Origin of the sequence: uncultured Aquimonas sp. (assembly GCF_937888285.1) — a bacterium.
In the GTDB taxonomy this organism is placed as follows: Bacteria; Pseudomonadota; Gammaproteobacteria; order Xanthomonadales; family Xanthomonadaceae; genus Aquimonas.
Window position 1 is genome coordinate 15,503 of record NZ_CALART010000056.1, and the last position, 22,702, is coordinate 38,204.

Genomic DNA, 22,702 nt, shown 5'->3' on the forward strand with positions numbered 1-22,702 from the left:
CGCGGGCGTGAGGACGGCCTGCAGCCGTCATCCGCTGCCGCTATGCTGCCGGGCCCTTGAATCGCGGACGCCCGCATGCACGCCCTGATTCGCACCGGCGCCCTGCTGCTGGGCCTCGCCCTGAGCCTGACCGCCTGCACTTCTGGAGCACCCGAGCCGGTGAAACTGCGCATCGCCACCTACAACCTGGCCCTGACCGATGACCAGCCCGGCGCGGTGCTGGAGCGCCTGCGCGGCGAAGACGCCCAGGCGCGCAAGCTGGCGGCGGTCCTCCAGACCGTGCGGCCGGACATCGTGCTGCTCAACGAGCTGGACCGCGACGAGGCCGGCGAGACGGCGCGGCTGTTCCGCGAGCGCTATCTCGGCGTCAGCCAGTCCGGGCTCGCGCCGCTCGACTATCCCTACGCCTTCCACGCGCCGGTCAACACCGGCGAGCCGAGCGGGCTGGACCTCGACCAGAACGGCCAGCTCGGCGACCCCGGCGACGCCTGGGGCTTTGGCCGCCACCCGGGCCAGTACGGCATGCTCGTGCTGTCGCGCTATCCGATCGATGCCGAAGCGACGCGCACGTTCCAGCATCTGCGCTGGTCGGATCTGCCGGGCGCCCTGCAGCCGCGTCTGCCGGGTGCCGATGCGCCCTGGTATCCAGCCGAGGTCTGGGCGCAGCTGCGCCTGTCCTCGAAGTCGCACTGGGACCTGCCCATCGATACGCCGCTGGGGCGCATCCACCTGCTCGCTGCGCACCCCACGCCACCGGCCTTCGACGGGCCGGAGGGCCGCAACAAGGTTCGCAACCACGACGAGCTGAAGCTGTGGCGCGACTACCTCGACGGCGCCGACTGGATGGTCGATGACCAGGGCCGACGCGGCCCGCTGCCGGCCGATGCGCGTTTCGTCATCGCCGGTGATCTCAACGCCGACCCGGTCGAAGGCGACAGCCTGCCCGGCGCCATCCAGGCCCTTCTCGAACACCCGCGCGTGCAGGCCGAACCGGCGCCGCGCAGCGAAGGCAGCTTCGAGGCCTCACTGACCTTCCAACCCGGCAACGGCGCCGAGCTGGCCCAGCGCGGCGACCCGCACACGGAAACCGCCCAGTTCAGCCCGAAGCGCGGCACCATGCGCGTCGACTACGTGCTGCCCTCGAAGGGCTTCAAGGTGCTGGACGCCGGCGTGTTCTGGCCCAAGCGCGGCGCGCCGGGCAGCGACTGGGTGACGGCCAGCGATCACCGGCTGGTGTGGGTGGATTTGAGCCGGGAATAGGGAATTCGGAATCCGGAATCGGGAATCGGGAATCGAAAGGGCAGCGCGGGCACTTCTGCGGATCCGGAACTCCCTATAACGAACTGCTGCTGTTGAGTTAGCGAGCATCTTCGCGAAGTTCAGTGCCAGGCCATGTATCGACCTCGAGTCACCCGCAAGCAGGCTTCCACAGAAACAAGGCGAGCAACGAACTCATCCAAGGTGATCGAAACGCTCAGGCGCCCGAACTAGCCGAGTCTCAGCTCGCTCGAAACAGTACGCTCGCGAACAGATTGCTCGTCGCCCCCGCGAAGGCGGGGGCCCAGTCCCAGCCTGCCCCAGTCGCAAGACCACTGGATCCCCGCCTCCGCGGGGACGACGAGTCGAGGTATCTTCGAGAATACCTGCACCGCGACGCCGCGGCGAAACGCTCTCAAACCATCCTCGCCAGCTCGAACAACGGCAGCCCCATCACCCCGCTGTAGCTGCCCTCGATGCGGCGGATGAAGGCGGCGGCGCGGCCCTGGATGGCGTAGGCGCCGGCCTTGCCGAAGCATTCGCCGCTGTCGATGTAGGCGGCGATGCGCGCCTCGTCGAGCGTGTCGAACTCGACCTCGGTGATGCACAGGGCCTCGCGGCTGCCCTGCGCGTCGGCGAGGCAGATCGCCGAGACGGCCTGGTGGCGACGACCCGACAGGCGCCGCAGCATCGCGGCGGCATCCAGCGCATCGCGCGGCTTGCCGAACACCTCGTCGTCGAGAATCACCTCGGTGTCGGCCGCGAGCACGCGCGCAAAGGGCTGGTGGCCGACGCGGTTCCAGCCTGCCTCGGCTTTCTCGCGGGCAAGGCGCTGCACGTAGTCGAGCGCCGGCTCGCCGGGTGCACGTTCTTCCGGAATCTCGATTTCCAGCACCACGTGGGCGATGCCGAGCTGTCCCAGCAGCTCGCGCCGGCGCGGTGACTTCGAGGCCAGGTACAGCACGCCGCTCATGCGCGCGCCTCGCGATCCAACCAGACGCCCAGACCCTGCGCGTTCAGCTCGATGTCCATGCCCAGCAGCGCGATGACTTCGGCGCGGCTCTGCCGGCAGCCGTGGGCGGCGGCGCGGGTGGCATAGAGCTCGGCCAGGTCGGCGCAGATCGCGGCGTGCCGCGCCTCACTCGCGAGCCCGGCCTGCGCCCGCGCGATCGCCACCATCGCGTCGATCTGCGCGAACAGGGCCTGCGCCAGCGCGGCGGGCGGCGCCACGCGGCCGTAGTGGGTGAGGTACATGGCCTCGGGATCGAAGTCGAGCATGCGCGCGATCGAGGCCTTCAGCGCCTCGGGCTCGAACTGCACCGGCGTGGTGGTCGGCAGGATGAAGGCGCCGGCCGCGCTGTCGAATTCGCGGTAGCTGAGGCCGAAGGTGTCGCCGGTGAAGAAGCTGCGGCTCGCCGCATCCCAGATCACGATGTGGTGGCGCGCATGGCCCGGCGCGTCCAGGCACAGCAGCTCGCGGCCGGCGAGGTCGATGCGATGGCCGTCCTGCGCCTCGACCACGCGCGCCGCATCGACCGGCAGGATCCGCCCATAGGTGCGCGCGACCTCGTCCTCGCCGTAGACCGCGCTGGCGCCGGCGATCAGCTGGCTGGGGTCGATCATGTGGCGGGCGCCGCGCGGGTGCACCACCAGCCTCGCGTTCGGCAGCGCCTGCATCAGCTGGCCGGCGCCGCCGGCATGATCCAGATGCACATGGGTGAGGATCAGCCAGTCGACATCGGCCGGCGCAAGCCCCGCTGCGGCCAGACCCTGCAGCAGCGCCGGCACCGAGGCGTTGAGGCCGCAGTCGACGAAGGCGCCGCGGCCGTTCTCGACGATCAGATAGGCGGCATCGAAGTTCGGCCGATGGAAGCCGGTGTCCAGCGTGTGGATGCCGTGGGGCTGCTGCATGGGCGTGCTCCGCGCGGAAGACGCCGGAGGATAGCGGATGGGCCCGCGCGGGCCGACAGGACTATCCGCACGTTCGGCCGAGCCGCGGCCTGCCTACCCTGTCGGCTGCCGTACCGGAGCCCATGATGTCCAACGCCCCCCTGCCCTGTCCGCCCGCGCCCAGCCACCCGCTGGTCGTCCTGCTCGCCCGCAGCGCTGCCGTCCTCGTCGGTGGCGTGGTCGGGCTGGCGCTGGCCCTGCCTGCCTGCGCGGAAGAGCGTCCGCCGCTGATGCCGCCGGACGTCTTCGATCTGGAGTGGGCGAGCCAGCCCGAGCTGTCGCCCGATGCGCGCCAGGTGGTCTACCTGCGCAACCACTTCGACAAGCAGAACGACCGCCGCCGCGGCCACCTCTGGCTGCTGGACCTGGAGCGCAATACCCACCGCCCGCTCACCACCGGCCGCAGCGGTGACGGTGCGGCGATCTGGTCGCCCAACGGCGACCGCATCGCCTGGGTCAGCGCGCGCGAGGGCAAGTCGCAGATCTGGGTGCGCTGGATGGACACCGGCGCCACCTCGGAGATCAGCCAGCTGGAACGCGGTCCCTCGGGGCTTTCATGGTCACCGGACGGCCGCTGGCTGGCTTTCAGCATGGCGGTGCCTGCACCGACCCAGCCGCTGGCCAAGCTGCCGCCCAAGCCCGAGGGCGCCAACTGGGCGCCGGCCGCCAAGCTGATCGAGGACATCGGCTACCGCGCCGACGGCCGCGGCTACACCGAGCCGGCCTACACCCACGTATTCGTGCTGCCGGCCGAAGGCGGTACGCCGCGTCAGGTCACGCAAGGCAAGGTCAACCACCGAGGCACCCCACGCTGGCTGGATGGCAATACCCTGCTGGTCTCGGCCAACTACGCCGAGAACGCGGCGCTGGACCCCATGGAGAGCGAGCTCTACCGCGTGGATCTCGCCACCGGCACGGCCACCGCGCTGACCGCGCGCAAAGGCCCGGACATGCAGCCGGCGCTGTCGCCGGACGGCAAACGCGTCGCCTATATCGGCTTCGACGACCAGCGCCGCGGCTACACCCAGACCGGCCTGTACGTGTTGGAGCTCGGCAGCGGCGAGAGCCGGCGTCTGGCGGCCGACTTCGACCACGCCATCGACAGCCCCAGCTGGGACGGCCGCGGCCGCATCGTCTTCAGCTACGACCGTCACGGCGAAACCCACGTCGCCCGCATCGACCCGCGCAGCGAGCGCATCGAAGTGCTGGCGCGCGATCTCGGCGGCACCGCGATGGGCCGCCCCTACCCGGGCGGCAGCTTCTCGGTGGCCGGCGAGCGCGTGGCCTACACGCTCGGCACCGCTCTGGCGCCGGCCGAAGTCGGCCTGGTCGAGCGCGGCCGCGCGCGCGCGCTGACCGATCTCAACTCGGACCTGCTGCCGCAGCGCGAGCTGGCGCGGATCGAGGAGATCTGGACCCAGTCCAGCCACGACGGCCTCGACATCCAGAGCTGGATCGCGCTGCCGCCGGGCTTCGACCCGACGAAGAAATACCCGCTGCTGCTGGAGATCCACGGCGGCCCTTACGCCAACTACGGCCCGCGCTTCGCGCCGGAGATCCAGCTCTACGCCAGCGCCGGCTACGTGGTGCTGTACTCCAACCCGCGCGGCAGCACCAGCTATGGCCAGGCCTTCGCCGACCACATCCACCACAACTATCCGAGCCAGGACTACGACGACCTGATCAGCGCGGTCGATGCGGTGATCGCGCGCGGCTATGTCGATCCGGACCAGCTCTACGTCACCGGCGGCTCGGGCGGCGGCGTGCTGACCGCCTGGATCATCGGCAAGACCGACCGCTTCCGCGCCGCCGTGGTCGCCAAGCCAGTGATCAACTGGGCGAGCTTCGTGCTCACCGCCGACTTCTATCCGCTGTTCTCGCAGTACTGGTTCCCGTCGATGCCCTGGGAAGACCCCATGCACTACTGGAACCGCTCGCCGCTGTCGCTGGTGGGTAAGGTCAAGACGCCGACGATGCTGGTCACCGGCGAGGACGACTACCGCACGCCGATCTCCGAAACCGAGCAGTACTACCAGGCGCTCAAGCTGCGCGGCGTGCCGGCGGCGATGCTGCGCATCCCGGGTGCCGGCCACGGCATCAATGCGCGACCCAGCCAGATGCTGGCGCAGGTGCTGAATACGCTGGGGTGGTTTGAGAGGCACAAGGCCGGGAATCGCGAATCGGGAATGGAGAATCGTTGAAGGGCCGAGCACCGCGCGCTGAAGCCGAGGATGGCTGAGCGCGCGGCGTGATTCGCCCCCTCTCCCCAACCCCTCTCCCTCCAGGGGAGAGGGGCTCGGCCCGCGGCTTCGTTCTGGGCTATTGCGAAGCAGCGAATCTCGCGACAGCGCGCTCCTGCGAATCCCGAATCCCCAATCCCGAATCCCGGCAGCGGCGTCGCAAGACGCCGCTGCTACACTCCGCCGTCCCACGGGGGTGGGGTCGGCGGGTTCGATGGGGCGCAGCCAGACGCACACGGACCATGAGGGCGCGCACAGCGGGATGCTGAGCGCAGCCGCCGATTGAACAGCACAACGGGGATGGGAATGTCCGACACCGCCACCGCGCCGCGGCGCGATCCGAGCCTGCTGCAGGCACTGCTGCCGCTGGTTTTCCTGGTCGCCGGGCTGGCCAGCTCGGTCTACCTCTACGGCGCGGATTCTTCCTACGGCGCCAACCAGATCGCCCTGCTGCTGGCTGGCGGTGTCGCCGGGATCATCGGCATCTACAACGGCCTGCGCTGGGACGACATCCAGGCCGCGATCACCCGCGGCATCGCGCTCGCCACGCCGGCCCTGCTGATCCTGCTCGCCGTCGGCGCCTTGATTGGCACCTGGATTCTCTCGGGCACGGTGCCGGCGCTGATCGTCTACGGCCTGAAGCTGATGGACCCGAGCTTCTTCTACCCGGCCGCCTGCCTCATCTGCGCGATCGTGGCGCTCGCCATCGGCAGCTCCTGGACCGTTGCCGGCACGCTCGGCGTCGCGCTCATGGGCGTGGCCTCGGGCCTCGACATGTCGCCCGCCATCACCGCTGGCGCGGTGATCTCAGGCGCTTACTTCGGCGACAAGATGTCGCCGCTGTCCGACACCACCAACCTCGCGCCTGCCGCGGCCGGCGGTGAGCTGTTCACCCACGTCCGGCACATGGCCTGGACCACGGTGCCGGCCTTCGTGATCGCGATGATCGCCTTCGCCGTAGTCGGCCTCGGCGCCAGCACGAGTGCGGGCGGCGCCGATTTCGGCGACCTCGCCGGCATCATGGGGAGCCACTTCAACCTCGGCCTGCACCTGCTGATCCCGCTGGTGGTGGTGTTCGCGCTGGCGGTCAAGCGCTTTCCCGCCTATCCGACCATCCTGATCGGCGCCCTGCTGGGTGCGGTCTTCGCCGTGCTGTTCCAGCCTGACCGCGTGGTCGCGCTGGCGGGCTCTGATGAACTCACCCGCCCGTGGGCCCTGCTGTCCGGCGCCTGGAAGGCGCTGGCCACCGGCTACAGCGCCGACACCGGCAATGAAGCGGTCAACGAGCTGATCAGCCGCGGCGGCATGTCCAGCATGCTCAATACCGTCTGGCTGATCCTCTGCGCCATGGCCTTCGGCGCGGTGATGGAGTCGGTCGGCCTGCTGGAGCGCCTGATCCGCGGCGTGCTGGCGCTGGCCCGCAGCACCGGCAGCCTGATCACCGCCACCATCGCGACCGCGCTCGGCTGCAACCTCGTCGCCGCCGACCAGTACATGGCGATCGTGCTGACCGGCCGCCTGTTCAAGCCGGAGTACGAGAAGCGCGGCCTGGCCCCCGAGAATCTCTCGCGCGCGCTGGAGGACGGCGGCACCCTGACCTCGCCGCTGGTGCCGTGGAACACCTGCGGCGCCTATATGGCGGTCACCCTGGGCGTGAGCACGATCGACTACCTGCCCTACGTGTTCTTCAACCTGATCAGCCCGGTGCTGGCCGGCGTGCTGGCCTACTTCGGCTACAAGATCGCGCGGGTCCGGGCCACGGCCTGAGCTGCGACGTCCCAACCCCGTCGGCGCATCGGCGCCGTCTCTAAAGCTTCGTGGAGTTCAGTGGATGGACAAGCAATCGGTACACGGCATGTGGTCTTCGCGCACGGCCTTCATCCTGGCCGCGGCGGGCTCGGCCGTGGGGCTCGGCAACATCTGGCGCTTCCCCTACCTCGCCTCGGACAACGGCGGCGGCGCCTTCGTGCTGGTCTACCTCGCCTGCATTGCTCTGATCGGCCTGCCGATCCTGTTTGCCGAGGTGCTGATCGGTCGCCACGGCCGGCAGAGCCCGATCAACACCCTGCTGAACCTCGCCCGCGAGACCGGCCATTCCAAAGCCTGGTCGGTCATCGGCATGATGGGCATGGCCTCGGCCATCCTGATCCTCAGCTTCTACAGCGTGGTCGCCGGCTGGACGATGCACTACGGCTGGCTGTACCTCGTGCAGCTGTTCGGCGGTGCCGGCATCGAGGACGGCCCGGCCACCTTCGGCGGCCTGCTGGGTGACGCCAAGACCCTGCTGTTCTGGCACTCGGTGTTCATGGTGCTGACCATCGGCGTGGTTGCGCTCGGCGTCGAGAAGGGTCTGGAGCGGGCGGTGAAGCTGCTGATGCCGGCGCTGTTCCTGATGCTGATCCTGCTGGTCATCTACGGCGTGCGCACAGGCCACTTCGGTGCGGCGGTGGAGTTCCTGTTCACGCCGGACTTCAGCAAGATCAACGAGAACGTGGTGCTGGCGGCGCTGGGCCAGGCCTTCTTCTCGCTGAGCCTGGGCCTCGCCGGCATGATGGCCTACGGCGCCTACCTGCCGCGCGATGTCTCGATTCCTCAGGCCGGCGTATCGATCGCGCTGATGGACACCGCCGTGGCCCTGCTGGCGGGACTCGCGATCTTTCCGATCGTGTTCGCCTTCAACCTCGACCCGGCCGGCGGCGGCCCGGGCCTGATCTTCACCGTCCTGCCGATGGCCTTCAGCGACATGTGGGGCGGCGCGCTCTACGGCCTCGCCTTCTTCCTGCTGCTGATGTTCGCGGCCTGGACTTCGTCGATCTCTTTGCTGGAGCCGCCGACGGCCTACCTGGTGGAGCGCACGCCGCTGACCCGTCGCAGCGCGTCGATCCTCGCGGGTGTGCTGGTCTGGGCGATCGGCCTGCTGTCCCTGCTGGGCTTCAACGTCTGGAGCGAGGTCCGCATCGGCGGCCGCGACCTGCAGGGCGCGATCGAATTCGTCGCCTCCGACGTGATGCTGCCGCTCGGCGGTCTGCTGGTGTCGCTGTATGCCGGCTGGGTGCTCGATGCCAAGCTCACCCGCAAGGAGCTGCCGCAGCTCAGCGACGGCCTCTACACCGCCTGGCGATGGAGCGTGCGCGTGGTCGCGCCGCTGCTGGTGCTGTTCGTGCTGTCGCAGAAGTTCGCGGGTTGATCGCCGAGCGCGCGGCTTGGACCCGGCGGGCGCACAGACTTGCCAGTCAGGTTTCGCTTCCTCATTTGCAAGCAAGCCGTGCGCCACAGGCGCAGCCTATGCGCGCATGGATTGAGGCTTCGATCTCGGGAGCTGCGTCTTTCGTGCTTGTAGGGTGCGCGTGTCGCGCACCAACCCCGGCGACCGACGCGATGCCTCGATCGAGCCCGAGATCGGGTGGTCGCAGTACTGCCGTCGCATCTGCGCCGAGAGTGTTTGCCTCCTTGCCGCGATCGGACTGCGCTGGGTGGTGCGCCACAGGCGCACCCTATGCGCGTATGGCTTGAGGCTTCGGCCCGGGGAGCTGCGTCTCTCGTGCTTGTAGGGTGCGCGTGTCGCGCACCAACCCCGGCGACCGACGCGATGCCTCGATCGAGCCCGAGATCGGGTGGTCGCAGTACTGCCGTCGCATCTGCGCCGAGAGTGTTTGCCTCCTTGCCGCGATCGGACTGCGCTGGGTGGTGCGCCACAGGCGCACCCTATGCGCGTATGGATTGTGGCTTCGTCCAGGGGGAGGTGTCTTTCAGGTCGGCAAAACGCGCCCTGCGCCGCTGATTCACCCCAGGTCGCGACGGATCAGCGCCGCGAACCCGCCGATCAACTGCCAGGCCAGCAGCACCGCCAGCAGCAGGTAGACCAGGCGCGGCAGCCAGGTCGCCAGCGAGTCGATGCGTGAATCCAGCGCGTCGGCTTCCGCTTTCGCATAGCGCGCGAGCAGCTCGGGCAGGCGTCCGCTGCCCTCGCCGGTGCCGATCATGCCGACCAGGGTCGGATCGGCGACAAAGCGCCATCCGCCGGCGACCGCCTGCAGGCTGTGCCCAGCCTGCAGGGCCGCCACTGAAGCTTCGAAATCCACGCGGATGCACTGCAGGCGCAGCGTTGAGGCCGCGTGGCGCACCGCCTCGGCGGCCGGCAGGCCGCAGTCGAGCAGCAGGGCGAGATACTCGATGAAGCGCTGCACCTGCTGGCGCGCGAGCAAGGGGCCGAACACCGGCAGGCCGAGCGCGAGCGACTCCATCACAGCGCGCCCGGGCCAGTCCTCGGCAGCCGCCTGCCGACGCAGCAGCTCGCGGCCCAGCGCGAGCAGGCCGAGCACGCCGCCGACGATGAGCAGCAGACGCAGCAGATAGATGCCCGGACCGAGGCTGCCGGCCACCAGGGCCGGCAGCGGCAGGATCACCAGTGCGGCGAAGGCCACGAAGGCCGGCAGCAGCAGGCGCCCGCGCATCCGCTTCAGCTGTCGGTCCTCGAACGCCGCCTGTTCGCCCAGACGCTGATGCGCGCGCGCCGGGCTGCCGCCTTCCGCCGCGGCGGCAATGACCGCGGCCTCCATCACCGTGAACAGACCGGCCACGCGACCGGCGATCGCCCAGCCCTGCCCAGCCTCCAGCAGCTGGCGCGCGCGGGTGATGCGGGCCTTGGCCTCGCCGCCGCATTCCAGTGCCTGCAGCGCCTGCCGCGGCGGCACGCCGGCGCGCTCCAGCGCGGCCAGCTGCAGATGCAGGCGGGAGCGCAGGGCCGCGGCCAATGAGCGCCCGCTCATCTTCTGCCCCGGCGCGCCGCGACCTGCGCTTCGTCGAGATCCGCCGCCGAGGGGGTGCCCCACGGCGATCGCCTACGGCGCGCAAGTGCATGACCCGCGATGGCGGTAATCGGTGGAGGCCGATGGCGGCCCAGGTTTCGGATCAGGTCTTGCATGCGTGCCCCTGGCATTTGCCCGCCGACCTTACCCGAACCCCGGTCCGCAAAGCCCACGCAGGAGAACCGTGACACCCATGCGTCCCCTGAGTCGCCATGAACTGCAGGTCGGCAGCCCGCTGGCGCAGGCCGTGTATGACCGTGAGGGCAAGCTGCTGCTGGAAGCAGGCCATGTGCTGCGCAGCGACGCGCAGTGCGAATCGCTGGTGGCGCGCGGCTACGTGCGCGAGGCCGAAACGCAGCGCCGCAGCAGCAGCGGCGGCCTCGCCTCTCCGCCAGCAGGTCTCGCCGCCAGCGGGCTTGCGGCCAGCGGCCCGCGCGCTTGGCCCACCCGTGTAGGCCCCGGCATCCTGCGCCTGCGTGACGAGCTGCGCGCGGTGCTACCCCGCCTGCTGCAGTCCGACCCCGGCGACGCCGGCCAGCGCCTGTGCGAGCTCCGCGAACCGCTGTTGCGCTACCTGCGGCAGGACGCCGACGCTGCGCTCGCCTACATGCAGCTCAGCGCACGCGAAGACGGCCAGGCCGCGCGCCCCATCCATGCCGCCCTGCTGATCGGCCTGATGGCGCAGACGCTTGCACTGGACGAGGTCGAACTGCAGTCACTGCTCGGCGCTGCGCTGAGCTTCGACTGTGCGCTGGCGCCACTGGCCCGCGTGCTCAACGACCAGCGCGCGGAACTGACACCCGCGCAGCGCGAGCTGATCCGCACCCATCCGGAGCGCAGCGCGCAGGCGCTCGAAGCGACCGGGATCGCCGATGCCTTATGGCTGCAGGCCGTGCGCCAGCACCATGAACGCCTGGACGGCAGTGGCTACCCCGGCGGCGAACGCGGCGATGCGATCAGCGTGGGGGCCCGCCTGCTGGCCCTTGTCGACACCTATTGCGCGATGATCCGACCGCGCGCCTACCGCGGCGCCATCGCCGCCACCGAGGCGATGCGCGCGATCTTCCTTGAGCGTGGCACCCGCGTGGACGAGCATCTGGCAGCCCTGTTCGTGCGCGAGATCGGAATCTATCCGCCGGGTGGCCTGGTGCGCTTGGAGAACAACGAGGTCGCCGTGGTGTTCCGACGTGGCGCCAGCGCCGGCAAGCCGCGAGTGCGCTGCCTGATAGACCGCTACGGCAAGGCGGAAGTCACGCGCCCGGAGCGCGATACCGCCACGCCCGGCTTCGCCATCGCCGAATCGCTGTCGACCGAGCGCTACCAGGGACTGCTGCCGGGCCTGGAGAAGCTCTGGGACGCTTGAGGACTGCGCCGACCCACTTCGCAGCGCGGGTGTTCTTGAAGAAACACGGGTCCGTCACTCCGAGAAAGGCCTGTCTTCGCGAAGGCGGGGACGGGATCCAGGACTCCTGCGACTGCGGCGAGCGACACTGGGCGGGTGCACGACCCTGCAGCCGGCCATCGCGGGGCGACGATCCATGGGGTCGCCAGCGTACGGCTTCATCCAGGCGCCCGACGCCCGGCGCGCGAACGCTGACGGGCAGCAGCGAGCACGCACCCGATGTTGCGCTACAGGCGCTTCACCAGCACCTCGAACTTCAGATCCTCGCGCCTTGGCTTGCCGAAACGCTCATCGCCGTAAGGGAACGGCAGGTACTCGCCGGTGCGCGCATAGCCGCGGCGCTCGTACCAGGCGATCAGTTCCGCGCGCTGCATGATCACGCTCATGCGCATCGCCGGCAGCGCCCAGTCCTCGCGGGCGATGCGCTCTGCCTCGGCCAGCACGGCACGGCCAATACCGCTGTTCTGCAGCCCCGGACGCACCGAGAACATGCCGAAGTAGGCGTAGTCGGGCGTGCGCTCCAGCTGCGCACAGCCGAGCAGCTCGACACCACTCTCATCCTTACCCTCGCGCACGGCCAGCAGCACGCGGCTGTCTGGATCACGGATCACCGCCAGCACGCCCTCGACATCGATGCGCTGGCCATCCAGCAAATCGGCCTCTGTAGTCCAGCCCGCACGGCTGCGCTCGCCTCGGTAGCCGCTCTCGACGAGGTCAGCGATGGCGGGGGCGTCGGGTTCTTCAGCGAAGCGGAAGTGGAGTGTGGGCATTCGGAGCGGGGATTGGAGATTGGGGACAGCCTTGACAGGCTGATGATCGACGTGGGCGTCGGCGTCAACGTCGGCCGCTTCAGCTTAAAGCCCCTCTCCCCTGGAGGGAGAGGGGTTGCGGAGAGGGGGGCGCATCTCGCCACACGCTGCCCGCCTACAGCTCCCCCAAGGCCTCCAGCACCGCCTCGCCGTAGCGGTCCAGCTTGCGTGCACCCAAGCCCGGAATCTCGCCCAGCTCGTCCAGATCCTGCGGGTCGGCTTCGGCGATCGCCTGCAGGGTGCTGTCGTGGAAGATCACGTAGGCCGGCACGTTCTGCTCCTTCGCCAAGCGCGCGCGCAGCTCGCGCAGGGCAAGGAAGCGCGACTCGGTGTCGGGGTCGGCAAACTCGATGACGGGTTTGCGCGCGCCACCGGGCTTCGGTCCGCGCTTGCCCTTGATGATCTCGGGATCGCGACGCAGACGCACCGGCTGCTCGCCTCTCAGCACCGCGCGACTGGCCTCGGTGAGACGCAGGGCGCCATAGCCATCGATGTCGATCACCGCGAGTCCACCGGCGAGGATCTGCCGGTACACGCTGCGCCAGGTCGACTCGTCGAGCTCGCGACCCAGGCCATAGACCGTGAGCCTGTCGTGCCCATGCTGGCGGATGCGCTCGTGGTCGGCGCCGCGCAGCACGTCGATCAGATGCACCACGCCGAAGCGCTGGCCGGTGCGGTAGATGCAGGACAGCGCCTTTTGTACGGCGACGGAACCATCCCAGGTATCGGCCGGCTCCAGGCAGTTGTCGCAGTTGCCACAAGGCTTCGGATACACCTCGCCGAAACCCTCCAGCAGCACCTGCCGGCGGCAGCGCACCGATTCACAGAAGCCCAGCAGCTGATCCAGCTTGCGGCGCTCGACGCGCTTGCGATCGTCCGAGGACTCCGAGCGCTCGATCATCTGCGCCTGGTTGACCACATCGCCCAGGCCGTAGAGCAGCCAGGCCTCGGCCGGCGCGCCGTCACGACCGGCGCGACCGGTCTCCTGGTAGTAGCCCTCCATCGAGCGCGGCAGGTCGATGTGGGCGACAAAGCGCACGTCCGGCTTGTCGATGCCCATGCCGAACGCGATCGTCGCCACCATCACGACGCCGTCCTCGCGCAGGAAGCGGCGCAGATTCGTCGCGCGGATCGAGGCGTCGATGCCCGCATGGTAGGGCAAGGCCGTGTGGCCGAGCTGCTGCAGGGCCTCGGCGGTTTCCTCCACGCGCTTGCGGGTCATCGCGTAGACGATGCCGGTCTCGCCGCGATGACGATCGAGGAAGTCGCTCAGCTGGCGCTTGGCGTTCTGCTTGTAGGCGATGCGATAGCGGATGTTGGCGCGGTCGAAGCTGGTGACGAACTGCTTGGCATCATTCAGGCCCAGACGCTCCACGATCTCGCGCTGGGTCGGCGGGTCGGCGGTGGCGGTCAGCGCGATCCGCGGCACGTCCGGCCAGCGCTCGTGCAGCAGGTTGAGCTCGCGGTACTCGGGGCGGAAATCGTGGCCCCACTGCGAGACGCAGTGCGCTTCGTCGATGGCGAACAGGCCGACCTTGACTCGTGCCAGCAGGCTCAGGAAACGGCCCGTGAGCAGGCGCTCCGGCGCTACATAGAGCAGATCGAGATCGCCGTTCAGCAGATCCATCTCGACGCCGGCAGCGGTGTCGGCATCGAGACTCGAATTCAGAAACGCCGCGCGCACGCCGAGCTGGCGCAGGGCTTCGACCTGGTCCTGCATCAGCGCGATCAGCGGCGAGATCACCACGCCGACACCGTCCCGCAACAAGGCCGGCAGCTGGTAGCACAGCGACTTGCCGCCGCCGGTGGGCATCAGCACCAGGCAGTCGTTACCGCCGACCAGATGCTCGACGATCGCCTGCTGCGGGCCGCGGAACTGGCTGTGGCCGAAAACCGACTTCAGCGTGTCGTGGAGGCGGTCGGTCATGGGGTCGCTGCCTTGCGGCTCGATCGCAGCGAGAGCGTCTGGCTCGCCTCTAGGGTCGGCACGCTCCGCAACGCCCATAGGGTGGGCCCTGGCCCACCATGAGCTCCATACTCGCCCCGGTTTCGCTCCGTCACGCGAGTGCTGGAAGCGAAGAACGAGAGCTTCCCGTCGGCATTGCAGGCCACCTCTCCCCGCAATCGCCATAGGGTGGGCCCTGGCCCACCGTGAGCTCCATTCTTGCCCCGGTTTCGCCGGGTCGCTCTGTCGATCGAAGCAAAGAGCAAGAGCTTTCGGTCAGCCCTTCGGGCTGCCCGACCTACTTCTCTTTGCGTGCCCAAAGAGAAGTAGGCAAGAGAAAGGCCACCCCTCGTCCGCGCCCTACGCGCATCCCTGCGCTCCGGGTACGCGTGAGCCCGTGGGTGTTCGTGGACAGCGCATCCCTGCACTGTCACGAACATCGCCGGCATCCTTGCCGGCGACCCTGCGGGCGGTTCCACGGCCTCCCGCCGCTCCCCAGGGGCCCCGGGAAGAGCGCGGGCTCCTGCCCGCAAAGGCTGGAGCCAAAGCCGAGTCGTGATGCTTGGCGAGGCTTGGAGCCTGCGCTCCGCCCGGCCCTCACCCCAACCCCTCTCCCGAGGGGAGAGGGGCTTGAAGCAAGCTTCGCTCGGGCTCCCGGGGGCATCGGCTGCCACTGGCAGCCGATTAGCGCCCCCGAACCGCTCCCGAGGGGAGAGGGGCTCAAACGAGGCCCGCACCGTGACCGGGGCGAGCGTCGGGCTCCGGTGGGCCAGGGCCCACCCTATGGGCTGCTGCACTACCCCGCCGCCAGCTGCGAGACGTCGGCGACGGCGAGGAAGCGGTCGGAGAGGCGCTTCAACAGGGCGAGGCGGTTGCCGCGGACCTTGGGGTCTTCGGCCATCACCATCACCGCCTCGAAGAAGCCGTCGACCTTGGGCCGCAGCTGGGCGAGGCGCATCAGCACGCCGACGTAGTCGCGGTTCGCCAGCAGCGGGTCGGTGGCGGCGATGGCGGCTTCGATGGCGCCGTGCAGGCCGCTTTCGGCGTGGCCCTCGAAGAGCGACGCGTCGATCTGCTCGGGCAGCACGTCCTCGCTCTTGCGCAGGATATTGCGGATGCGCTTGTTGGCCGCGGCCAGCGCGGCGGCTTCGGGCAGCCGGGCGAATTCGGCGATGGCCTTGAGCCGCGCGTCGAAGTCGGTCAGCGAGGCGGGCTTCAACTCCAGCACGGCTTCGAACTGCTGCGACGGCACACCCTGGTCGGCGTAGTAGCCGCGGAGGCGGTCGAAGATGAAGTCGCGGAGTTCTTCTACGTCAGCCTTGGTGTTTCTTGGCACTTGTATTTCGTCTTCGCCCAACCCTGCGACGTCTCCATCGTTGCTGGAGCCATGAATCCGGGAGAGCGCAATCATCGCACTCATGCGAACGACGAAATCCTTCTGAGCCTTAACTAGTGCGATCGAGAAGCGCGCGCCCATCACTGCGTTATCGAGCGCGCGGCCGATCTCGATGTTCGCTGCACCCTCAATCAACGTCCGCGCCAAGCCCAGCGCATTCCTGCGCAGCGCAAACGGATCCTTGTTGCCGGTCGGCTTCAGCCCCGCAGCAAACCCACCCGCCAGCGTGTCCAGACGTTCGGCAACGGCCAGCAGCTGGCCCAGCTTGGAGGACGCGATCGCATCGCCGGCGAAGCGCGGCATGTAGACCTCGTCCAGCGCGGCCGCCAGTTCCACAGGCTCACCGGCCGCCGCCGCGTAGTAGCGGCCGGCGATGCCCTGCAGCTCGGGGAACTCGCCGACCATGCGCGACTGCAGATCCGCTTTGCAGTAGCCCGCAGCGCGCGCGGCCAGCTCGGCATCGACGCCAAACGCCGGCGCCAGTGCGCGCGCGAGTGCGGCGATGCGCGCAACCTTGTCGGCATAGCTGCCCAGCTTCTGCTGGTAGGTGACGGATCTAAGCCCCTCGTTCATCGACGCCAGACCCTGCTTCAGGTCCTCGTCGAAGAAGAACTTGGCGTCGGCGAAGCGCGGGCGGATCACGCGCTCATAGCCCTTGCGGACTTCACTCGGATCCTTCGACTCGATATTGGCGATGCCGATGAAGTGCTCGGTGAGCCGACCTTCGGCGTCCAGCACCGGAAAGAACTTCTGGTTGGCCTCCATCGTGGCGATCAGGGCCTCCTGTGGCACGCGCAGGAACTCGCGCTCGAAGCTGCAGGTGATCGGCTGCGGCCATTCGTTCAGGCACTGCACCTCTTCGAGGATACCGGCGTCGATCCGCGCCACGCCACCGACGGCCTGTGCCGCCTCGTTCACCAGCGCGCGGATGCGCGCGCGGCGCTCGTCGGCATCGACCAGCACCTTGGCGGCGCGGAGGCTGTCGATGTAGTCCTCGGGCTTGGCGATCCACACCGGCTTGGCGTGGTGGAAGCGGTGGCCGCGGCTCATGCGGTCGGAGGTGAGCCCCAGCGTCGAGGCTTCGACGATGTCGCCGCCCAGCAGCACGATCAGCCAGTGCGCGGGCCGGGCGAAGCCGTAGTCGTGGCCGCCCCAGCGCATCGGCTTGGGGATCGGCATGGCCTTCAGCGTGTCGGCCAGCACTTCATTGAGCAGGTTCGCGGTGCGCGCACCCGGCTTGACCGAGCGGGCGACGAAGCGCTCGCCCTTGCCGTCGGTGATGCGTTCCAGCGCGGTCCACTCGACCCCGTTCTTCTGCGCGAAGCCCTTCAGCGCCGGCGTCGCATTGCCGTCCGCATCAAGGCCGATGTTGAGATACGGCCCGAGCACCTCCGAGCGCTGCTCGGGCTGCTCGCTGGCGACGTCTTCGATCAGCACGGCAAGGCGCCGCGCGCTGTACAGGCTGCGCACCGCGCCATGACTCACGCCGCGCTTGGCCAGGCCGGCGACCACGCCGTCGGCAAAGGCCGCGGCCAGTTCGGGCAGGGCCTTGACCGGCAGCTCTTCGGTGCCGAGTTCGATCAGCAGCGATGCGGTGCTCATCACGCGGCCTCCTTGCCGTTCGCGGCCAGCGGCGCAAGCCCGAGCTTCGCCCGCTCGGCCTCGTCCTTCAGCACGGGGAAACCCAGCTTCTCGCGCTGGGCGTGGTAGCTCTCGGCCACCGCCTTGGACAGATTGCGCACGCGCAGGATGTAGCGCTGGCGCTCGGTGACGCTGATCGCGCGGCGCGCGTCCAGCAGGTTGAAGCTGTGGCTGGCCTTGCAGACCTGGTCATAGGCCGGCAGCGGCAGGCCCAGCTCGACCAGCTTCAGGGCCTCGGCCTCGCAGGCGTCGAAGCGGTGAAAGAGTTCCTCGACGTTGGCGTGCTCGAAGTTGTAGGCGCTCTGCTCGCGCTCGTTCTGCAGGAACACATCGCCATAGGTGACCGGGGTGCCGTCAGGCCCATAGGTCCAGATCAGGTCGTAGACGTTGTCGCAGTTCTGCAGGTACATGCACAGGCGCTCAAGCCCGTAGGTGATCTCGCCGGTGACCGGGCGGCACTCCAGGCCGCCGGCCTGCTGGAAGTAGGTGAACTGGGTGACTTCCATTCCATTGAGCCAGACCTCCCAGCCCAGGCCCCAGGCGCCGAGCGTGGGCGACTCCCAGTTGTCCTCGACCAGGCGCAAGTCGTGCACCAGCGGGTCGACGCCCAGCGCCTTCAGCGAATCGAAATAGAGCTCGACGATATTGTCGGGGTTGGGCTTCATCACCACCTGGTACTGGTAGTAATGCTGCAGACGGTTCGGGTTCTCGCCGTAGCGGCCGTCGGTGGGGCGGCGCGAGGGCTGCACGTACGCCGCGTTCCAGGGCTCGGGGCCGAGCGCGCGCAGGAAGGTGGCCGGATGGAAGGTGCCGGCGCCGACCTCAAGGTCCAGCGGCTGGATCAGCACGCAGCCCTGCTGGGCCCAATAGGCGTTGAGGCGCAGGATCAGTTCCTGGAATGTGAGCAGATTCGCGGCGTTGGCCGTCATGGTTCACCGGGGCGGCATGGTCAAGCGCGCTAGTATAGCGGCCTGCATTTCGCGGCCCGAGAGGCCGCCGGCAAGGGAAGCCAAGCCCGCATGAGCCACGTCCGCCGCCCCGCCTCGACACGCCCCGACAGCCCGCGCCTGCCGAACGGCCGGCTTTCGCTGGATGTCGTCCTGCCGCTGCTGCAGGAGGACGGCCTGGTCGAGGCCAAGGAAGCCCTGCGCGCCCGCGGCGCGGCGAAGTCGGGCAAGCCGCAGATCGAGGTGCATCCGCTGGTGCTGCTGGCCAACCTGAAGCTGGCCAGCCACGAAAAGGCCGGCACCGAACTGAGCCTGGAGCGCCTGACCAGCTGGCTCGCGGAAGCCAGCCAGGTGCCCTATCTGCGCATCGACCCCACCAAGGTCGACGTGCCGGCGGTGACGAGCCTGTTCTCGCACGCCTATGCGCAGCGCTTCCGCATCCTGCCGGTCGAGGTCTCGCCCGAGCGGGTGGTGATCGCCACCAGCGAGCCGCGCGACACCCGCTGGCTGGACGACATCCGCCACATCCTGCGCCGCGAGATCGAGCTGCGGGTCGCCAACCCGCTGGACATCCACCGCTACACGATGGAGTTCTTCGGCGTCACCCGCTCGGTGCGCAAGGCCAAGAACGCCAACGAGGAGCAGGCGCAGACCGGCCTGCCCAGCTTCGAGCAGCTGGTCGAGCTGGGCGCCAGCGGCGAAGTCGGCGCCGACGACCGCCACATCGTCCACATCGTCGACTGGCTGCTGCAGTACGCCTACGAGCAGCGCGCCTCCGACATCCACCTCGAACCCCGCCGCGATCTGTCGCGGGTGCGCTTCCGCATCGACGGCGTGCTGCACAAGGTGTTCGAGCTGCCGACCCCGGTGATGATCGCGGTGGTCAGCCGGATCAAGGTGCTGGGCCGCATGGACGTGGCCGAGAAGCGACGCCCGCAGGACGGCCGCATCAAGACCCGCTCGCCGGGCGGGCGCGAGGTCGAAATGCGCCTGTCGACCATGCCCACGGCGTTTGGCGAGAAGTGCGTGATGCGCATCTTCGACCCCGACACCGCGCTCAAACCCGTCGAGGCGCTGGGCTTCTCCGCCGATGAAGCCGAGGCCTGGAGCGACCTCACCACCCGCCCGCACGGCATCGTGCTGGTCACCGGCCCCACCGGCTCGGGCAAGACCACCACCCTGTACTCGACCCTGAAGCGGCTGGCCACGCCGGACGTCAACGTCTGTACGGTCGAGGACCCGATCGAGATGATCGCGCCCGAGTTCAACCAGATGCAGGTGCACCAGGCCATCGACCTCGACTTCGCCTCGGGCGTGCGCACCCTGCTGCGGCAGGACCCGGACATCATCATGATCGGCGAGATCCGCGATCTTGAGACCGCGCAGATGGCGGTGCAGGCCTCGCTGACCGGCCATCTGGTGCTGTCGACCCTGCACACCAACGACGCCTGTTCGGCGATCACCCGACTGCTCGACCTCGGCGTGCCGCACTACCTGATCCAGTCCACCTTGAACGGCGTGCTGGCGCAGCGCCTGGTGCGCACCCTGTGCGCGCACTGCAAGCGCGAGGCGCCGATCGACGGCGCCGCTTGGCGCGGCCTGGTCGGCAAGCACGCGCTGCCGCAGCCGGCCATGGGCTGCGCGCCGGTCGGCTGCCTCGAATGCCGCAACACCGGTTATCTCGGCCGCATCGGCCTGTACGAGATGCTGGTGCTCTCGCCCGAGCTGCTGGGCCGGGTCAAGCCCGGCATGGACCTCGGCGAGTTCACACATGCCGCCATGGACAGCGGCATGAGCCCGCTGCGCTGCGCGGCCGCGGCCCACGTCGCCGCCGGCCTCACCACCATCGAAGAAGCCCAGACCGTCCTGCCGCCCGAGACATGAGCCACCTGCCCTTCCTGATTCTTGAAACCGGCCGCCCGGTGCCCTCGCTGCGCCGGCTCGGGCCTTTCACCCACTGGATCCGCGTGGCTGCGGGCCTGAGCGCCCGCGACACCGCCGTCTGTCCGGTGCTGGACGACGCCCACCTGCCCGACCCGCGGCGCTACGCCGGCGTGTTCGTCACCGGCTCGGCGGCGATGGTCACCGAGCGTCTGCCCTGGAGCGAGCGCAGCGCCGAGTGGCTGCGCGAGGCCGAATCCCACGGCCTGCCGCTGTTCGGCATCTGCTACGGCCACCAGCTGCTGGCGCACGCCTTTGGCGGTGAGGTCGGCTACAACCCGCGCGGCCGCGAGATGGGCACGGTGCCGGTGCGGCTCACGCCCGAGGCCGGGCGCGATCCGCTGTTCAGCACATTGCCGAGCGAGCTGCCGGCGCACACCACCCACCTGCAGACCGTGCTGGCACCGCCGAAGGACGCCGTGGTCCTCGCCCAGTCCGAGCGCGACGACTGCCAGGCCTTCCGCATCGGATCGCAGACCTGGGGCGTGCAGTTCCATCCCGAGTTCAGCGCGCAGATGATGCGCGGCTACATCCGCGCCCGCGGCGAGGACCTGCGCCGCGAGGGCAGCTGCCCGCACGGCCTCGCCCGCGAGGTGCGCCCCGCGCCCAAGGCGCGCGAGGTGCTGCGCCGCTTCGTGCGGCATGCGCGCCAGCGCCACGCCTGAGCGGCGGTCGCCTCTCTTCCACCTCCGGAGTCAAGGAATGCACTTCAAGCGCGTCGAACCCGCCCAGGCGGTGGAATGGATCCGCGGCGCGATGCGGCTGCTGATGGCCAATCCCGCCCCGTTCCTGCTGATGGGTCTCGCGATGACCGTGATCGCCCTCGTGCCCTTTCTTGGGGCGATGGCGCTGCTCATCATCGGACCTGTGCTGTATGCCGGCATCGCGTTGGCTGCACGCACCCAGGACGCGGGCGGCCAGGCCGACTTCAATCAACTGCTGGAGGGATTTCGCCAGCCGGGCAAGGTGGGGCCGCTGATCGCACTGTGCCTGCCCAACCTGGGCCTGATGTTCGCCATGATCGTGGTGATGGTGATGGTGGCACTCAGCTTCGGCGGCGCAGCGCTGCTCGCAGCGGGCGGCAAGCCGCTCGACCCCAGCGAGGTCAACCTGACCACGCTGTTTGGCGTCGGCGGGGTGGTGGCGCTGCTCGTTCTGCTGGTGCCGCTCGCGCTGGCCACCGCGGCCCTGCTGTTCTTCGCCGTGCCGCGGGTGATGTTCGACGGTATCGAGCCCTTCACCGCGCTGCGCGAAAGCGCGCAGGCGACGGCGGCCAACCTCGGCGCGTTCCTGCTGACCGTGATCGTGCTGTTCTTCGCGCGCTTCACCGCGGCCGTCGTGTTGGGCAGTCTGGTGCCGGTGCTGGGCGTGCTGGTGGTCGGCTCGGTGTTCACGCCGCTGATCGCAGCGGTGCTCTACTTCGCCTGGCGCGACGTGTTCGGTGTCCGCGAAGCGGAGACCAGCAATCCAGCCATGCCGCCATCGCCGCCTCCCGTCATCGAGGTGTGAGCCGACGGGCCATCTCGCTGCGCCTTGAGCGCGCAGCCCACCGCGTGTCGCGTTACAGCACCTTCTTGAGCTCGGCATCGAGCTCATTGATGCGCTTGCCCGCAGCGCGCGGCGCATCCATCAGGCTGCGCCACTCCGGATAGAGCAGGCGCAGGGTGGCGCTGTCCGGCGCCGACTGCAGGCGCTTCATCAGCTCCGGGTTCGCATAGGGCCCGATGAAGGTCAGCAGGGTGTTGATCATGAAGTTGCGCGCCATCTCGCGCTCCTTGGAGCTGCGCTCGGGCAGATCGGTCGGCGCCTGCGCGGCGGCGGGATCGGCTGCGGAAGGCGGCATGGGAGCCGGCGCTGCGGGTTTGGCTGAGGCCCCCTCGCGGCCCGGCCAGAGCACGCAGCCGACCTCGACCAGGTGATCCAGCAGCGGACCGATCTCGGTCTTGCCCATCATGGCCTGCAGGTCGGCGACGCCGCGGTTGCCATCGATGAGGATCGGCAGACGCCGCTCGATGACGCCCAGTCCCAGGCTGCGGCGTTCCAGTTCCTCGGCGCCCAAGGCGGTCTTGCGCGGTGCTGTCGCCATCATTTCCCCCTGAATGCTACGGCTGCCGCTGCGATCTCGAGTGTGAGAATGCGGCGAACGTCGTCAATCCTACCTTGGCCGATGCACCGCCATGCAGACTGCATGCCGCCATCGTGGCGCTCGCCAATTTCCTACCCTGAAAGTAGGCTTATGACCCGCAGTGCCTTAGGCGGTCGCCAAAGACCTTTCCCAAGAGCCTGCAGCGGCTGGACGCTAGCGCACCACGACGCGTTGGAGGGCCCCATGCCAAGAATCTTCCTTAGCCTTCGGGCCACCGCGC

Annotated in this window: 16 protein-coding genes; 8 read left to right on the plus strand and 8 right to left on the minus strand. The window is 69.1% G+C overall.

Going from position 1 to position 22,702, the window contains the following annotated elements; genetic code table 11:
- The first annotated feature begins 75 nt into the window (after positions 1–75).
- Positions 76–1,260 (plus strand): endonuclease/exonuclease/phosphatase family protein, encoded by a 1,185-nt coding sequence (locus Q0654_RS11305; protein ID WP_298853860.1) that lies wholly within the window; start codon positions 76–78, stop codon positions 1,258–1,260.
- 412 nt (positions 1,261–1,672) lie between these two features.
- Here the strand turns inward: Q0654_RS11305 and Q0654_RS11310 are convergent, their stop codons facing one another.
- Both Q0654_RS11310 and Q0654_RS11315 read right to left on the minus strand, forming a co-directional pair.
- Positions 1,673–2,221 carry a Maf family protein gene (locus Q0654_RS11310; protein ID WP_298854076.1) on the minus strand — a complete coding sequence of 183 codons (549 nt, stop codon included), beginning with the start codon at positions 2,219–2,221 and terminating at the stop codon, positions 1,673–1,675.
- Positions 2,222–2,226: 5 nt separating this feature from the next.
- Positions 2,227–3,168, minus strand: coding sequence for an MBL fold metallo-hydrolase (locus tag Q0654_RS11315; RefSeq protein ID WP_298853861.1), 942 nt, complete (start codon positions 3,166–3,168; stop codon positions 2,227–2,229).
- 125 nt (positions 3,169–3,293) lie between these two features.
- On the opposite strand from Q0654_RS11315, the gene Q0654_RS11320 reads away from it, so the two are divergent.
- The 3 genes from Q0654_RS11320 (at position 3,294) to Q0654_RS11330 (ending at position 8,634) form a co-directional block, all read left to right on the plus strand.
- Positions 3,294–5,408 carry a S9 family peptidase gene (locus Q0654_RS11320; protein ID WP_298853862.1) on the plus strand — a complete coding sequence of 705 codons (2,115 nt, stop codon included), beginning with the start codon at positions 3,294–3,296 and terminating at the stop codon, positions 5,406–5,408.
- A 345-nt stretch (positions 5,409–5,753) separates the two neighbouring features.
- Entirely contained in the window at positions 5,754–7,214 is a 1,461-nt protein-coding gene (gene nhaC, locus Q0654_RS11325; RefSeq protein ID WP_298853863.1) for a Na+/H+ antiporter NhaC, read from the plus strand.
- A 64-nt stretch (positions 7,215–7,278) separates the two neighbouring features.
- Entirely contained in the window at positions 7,279–8,634 is a 1,356-nt protein-coding gene (locus Q0654_RS11330) for a sodium-dependent transporter (RefSeq protein WP_298853866.1), read from the plus strand.
- Positions 8,635–9,229: 595 nt separating this feature from the next.
- Here Q0654_RS11330 and Q0654_RS11335 read toward each other — a convergent pair.
- The gene (locus Q0654_RS11335) at positions 9,230–10,216 is read right to left on the minus strand and encodes a type II secretion system F family protein (RefSeq protein WP_298853868.1); all 987 of its coding nucleotides are present in this window, start codon (positions 10,214–10,216) and stop codon (positions 9,230–9,232) included.
- 232 nt (positions 10,217–10,448) lie between these two features.
- Between Q0654_RS11335 and Q0654_RS11340 the strand changes: the two genes are divergently transcribed.
- Positions 10,449–11,618 (plus strand): HD domain-containing phosphohydrolase, encoded by a 1,170-nt coding sequence (locus tag Q0654_RS11340; RefSeq protein WP_298853870.1) that lies wholly within the window; start codon positions 10,449–10,451, stop codon positions 11,616–11,618.
- Positions 11,619–11,884: 266 nt separating this feature from the next.
- Here the strand turns inward: Q0654_RS11340 and Q0654_RS11345 are convergent, their stop codons facing one another.
- The 4 genes from Q0654_RS11345 to glyQ all read right to left on the minus strand — a co-directional run bounded on the left by Q0654_RS11345 (position 11,885) and on the right by glyQ (position 18,377).
- The gene (locus Q0654_RS11345; RefSeq protein ID WP_298853872.1) at positions 11,885–12,427 is read right to left on the minus strand and encodes a GNAT family N-acetyltransferase; all 543 of its coding nucleotides are present in this window, start codon (positions 12,425–12,427) and stop codon (positions 11,885–11,887) included.
- 154 nt (positions 12,428–12,581) lie between these two features.
- Entirely contained in the window at positions 12,582–14,393 is a 1,812-nt protein-coding gene (gene recQ, locus Q0654_RS11350; protein ID WP_298853874.1) for a DNA helicase RecQ, read from the minus strand.
- An 814-nt stretch (positions 14,394–15,207) separates the two neighbouring features.
- The gene (gene glyS / locus Q0654_RS11355; RefSeq protein WP_298853876.1) at positions 15,208–17,409 is read right to left on the minus strand and encodes a glycine--tRNA ligase subunit beta; all 2,202 of its coding nucleotides are present in this window, start codon (positions 17,407–17,409) and stop codon (positions 15,208–15,210) included.
- Entirely contained in the window at positions 17,409–18,377 is a 969-nt protein-coding gene (glyQ, locus tag Q0654_RS11360) for a glycine--tRNA ligase subunit alpha (RefSeq protein ID WP_298853878.1), read from the minus strand. The genes glyS and glyQ overlap by 1 nt, the downstream gene beginning before the upstream one ends.
- A gap of 90 nt (positions 18,378–18,467) precedes the next feature.
- On the opposite strand from glyQ, the gene Q0654_RS11365 reads away from it, so the two are divergent.
- From Q0654_RS11365 to Q0654_RS11375, 3 genes are read left to right on the plus strand one after another with little or no spacing between them, the layout of a single operon-like run.
- The gene (locus Q0654_RS11365) at positions 18,468–20,279 is read left to right on the plus strand and encodes a GspE/PulE family protein (RefSeq protein WP_298853880.1); all 1,812 of its coding nucleotides are present in this window, start codon (positions 18,468–18,470) and stop codon (positions 20,277–20,279) included.
- Positions 20,276–21,001, plus strand: a complete 726-nt coding sequence (locus Q0654_RS11370; protein WP_298853882.1) for a glutamine amidotransferase — start codon at positions 20,276–20,278, stop codon at positions 20,999–21,001. Before Q0654_RS11365 ends, Q0654_RS11370 begins: the two co-directional genes overlap by 4 nt.
- A 37-nt stretch (positions 21,002–21,038) precedes the next feature.
- The gene (locus Q0654_RS11375) at positions 21,039–21,845 is read left to right on the plus strand and encodes a BPSS1780 family membrane protein (RefSeq protein WP_298853884.1); all 807 of its coding nucleotides are present in this window, start codon (positions 21,039–21,041) and stop codon (positions 21,843–21,845) included.
- A 52-nt stretch (positions 21,846–21,897) separates the two neighbouring features.
- Here Q0654_RS11375 and Q0654_RS11380 read toward each other — a convergent pair whose 3' ends face one another.
- Entirely contained in the window at positions 21,898–22,422 is a 525-nt protein-coding gene (locus Q0654_RS11380) for a hypothetical protein (RefSeq protein WP_298853886.1), read from the minus strand.
- Positions 22,423–22,702 lie beyond the last annotated feature (280 nt).

Coding starts and splice junctions, on each gene's coding strand:
- Q0654_RS11305 (WP_298853860.1), top strand. CDS start 76: ATGCACGCCCTGATTCGCACCGGCGCCCTGCTGCTGGGCCTCGCCCTG.
- Q0654_RS11315 (WP_298853861.1), bottom strand. CDS start 3,168: ATGCAGCAGCCCCACGGCATCCACACGCTGGACACCGGCTTCCATCGG.
- Q0654_RS11320 (WP_298853862.1), top strand. CDS start 3,294: ATGTCCAACGCCCCCCTGCCCTGTCCGCCCGCGCCCAGCCACCCGCTG.
- nhaC (WP_298853863.1), top strand. CDS start 5,754: ATGTCCGACACCGCCACCGCGCCGCGGCGCGATCCGAGCCTGCTGCAG.
- Q0654_RS11330 (WP_298853866.1), top strand. CDS start 7,279: ATGGACAAGCAATCGGTACACGGCATGTGGTCTTCGCGCACGGCCTTC.
- Q0654_RS11335 (WP_298853868.1), bottom strand. CDS start 10,216: ATGAGCGGGCGCTCATTGGCCGCGGCCCTGCGCTCCCGCCTGCATCTG.
- Q0654_RS11340 (WP_298853870.1), top strand. CDS start 10,449: ATGCGTCCCCTGAGTCGCCATGAACTGCAGGTCGGCAGCCCGCTGGCG.
- Q0654_RS11345 (WP_298853872.1), bottom strand. CDS start 12,427: ATGCCCACACTCCACTTCCGCTTCGCTGAAGAACCCGACGCCCCCGCC.
- recQ (WP_298853874.1), bottom strand. CDS start 14,393: ATGACCGACCGCCTCCACGACACGCTGAAGTCGGTTTTCGGCCACAGC.
- glyS (WP_298853876.1), bottom strand. CDS start 17,409: ATGAGCACCGCATCGCTGCTGATCGAACTCGGCACCGAAGAGCTGCCG.
- glyQ (WP_298853878.1), bottom strand. CDS start 18,377: ATGACGGCCAACGCCGCGAATCTGCTCACATTCCAGGAACTGATCCTG.
- Q0654_RS11365 (WP_298853880.1), top strand. CDS start 18,468: ATGAGCCACGTCCGCCGCCCCGCCTCGACACGCCCCGACAGCCCGCGC.
- Q0654_RS11370 (WP_298853882.1), top strand. CDS start 20,276: ATGAGCCACCTGCCCTTCCTGATTCTTGAAACCGGCCGCCCGGTGCCC.
- Q0654_RS11375 (WP_298853884.1), top strand. CDS start 21,039: ATGCACTTCAAGCGCGTCGAACCCGCCCAGGCGGTGGAATGGATCCGC.
- Q0654_RS11380 (WP_298853886.1), bottom strand. CDS start 22,422: ATGGCGACAGCACCGCGCAAGACCGCCTTGGGCGCCGAGGAACTGGAA.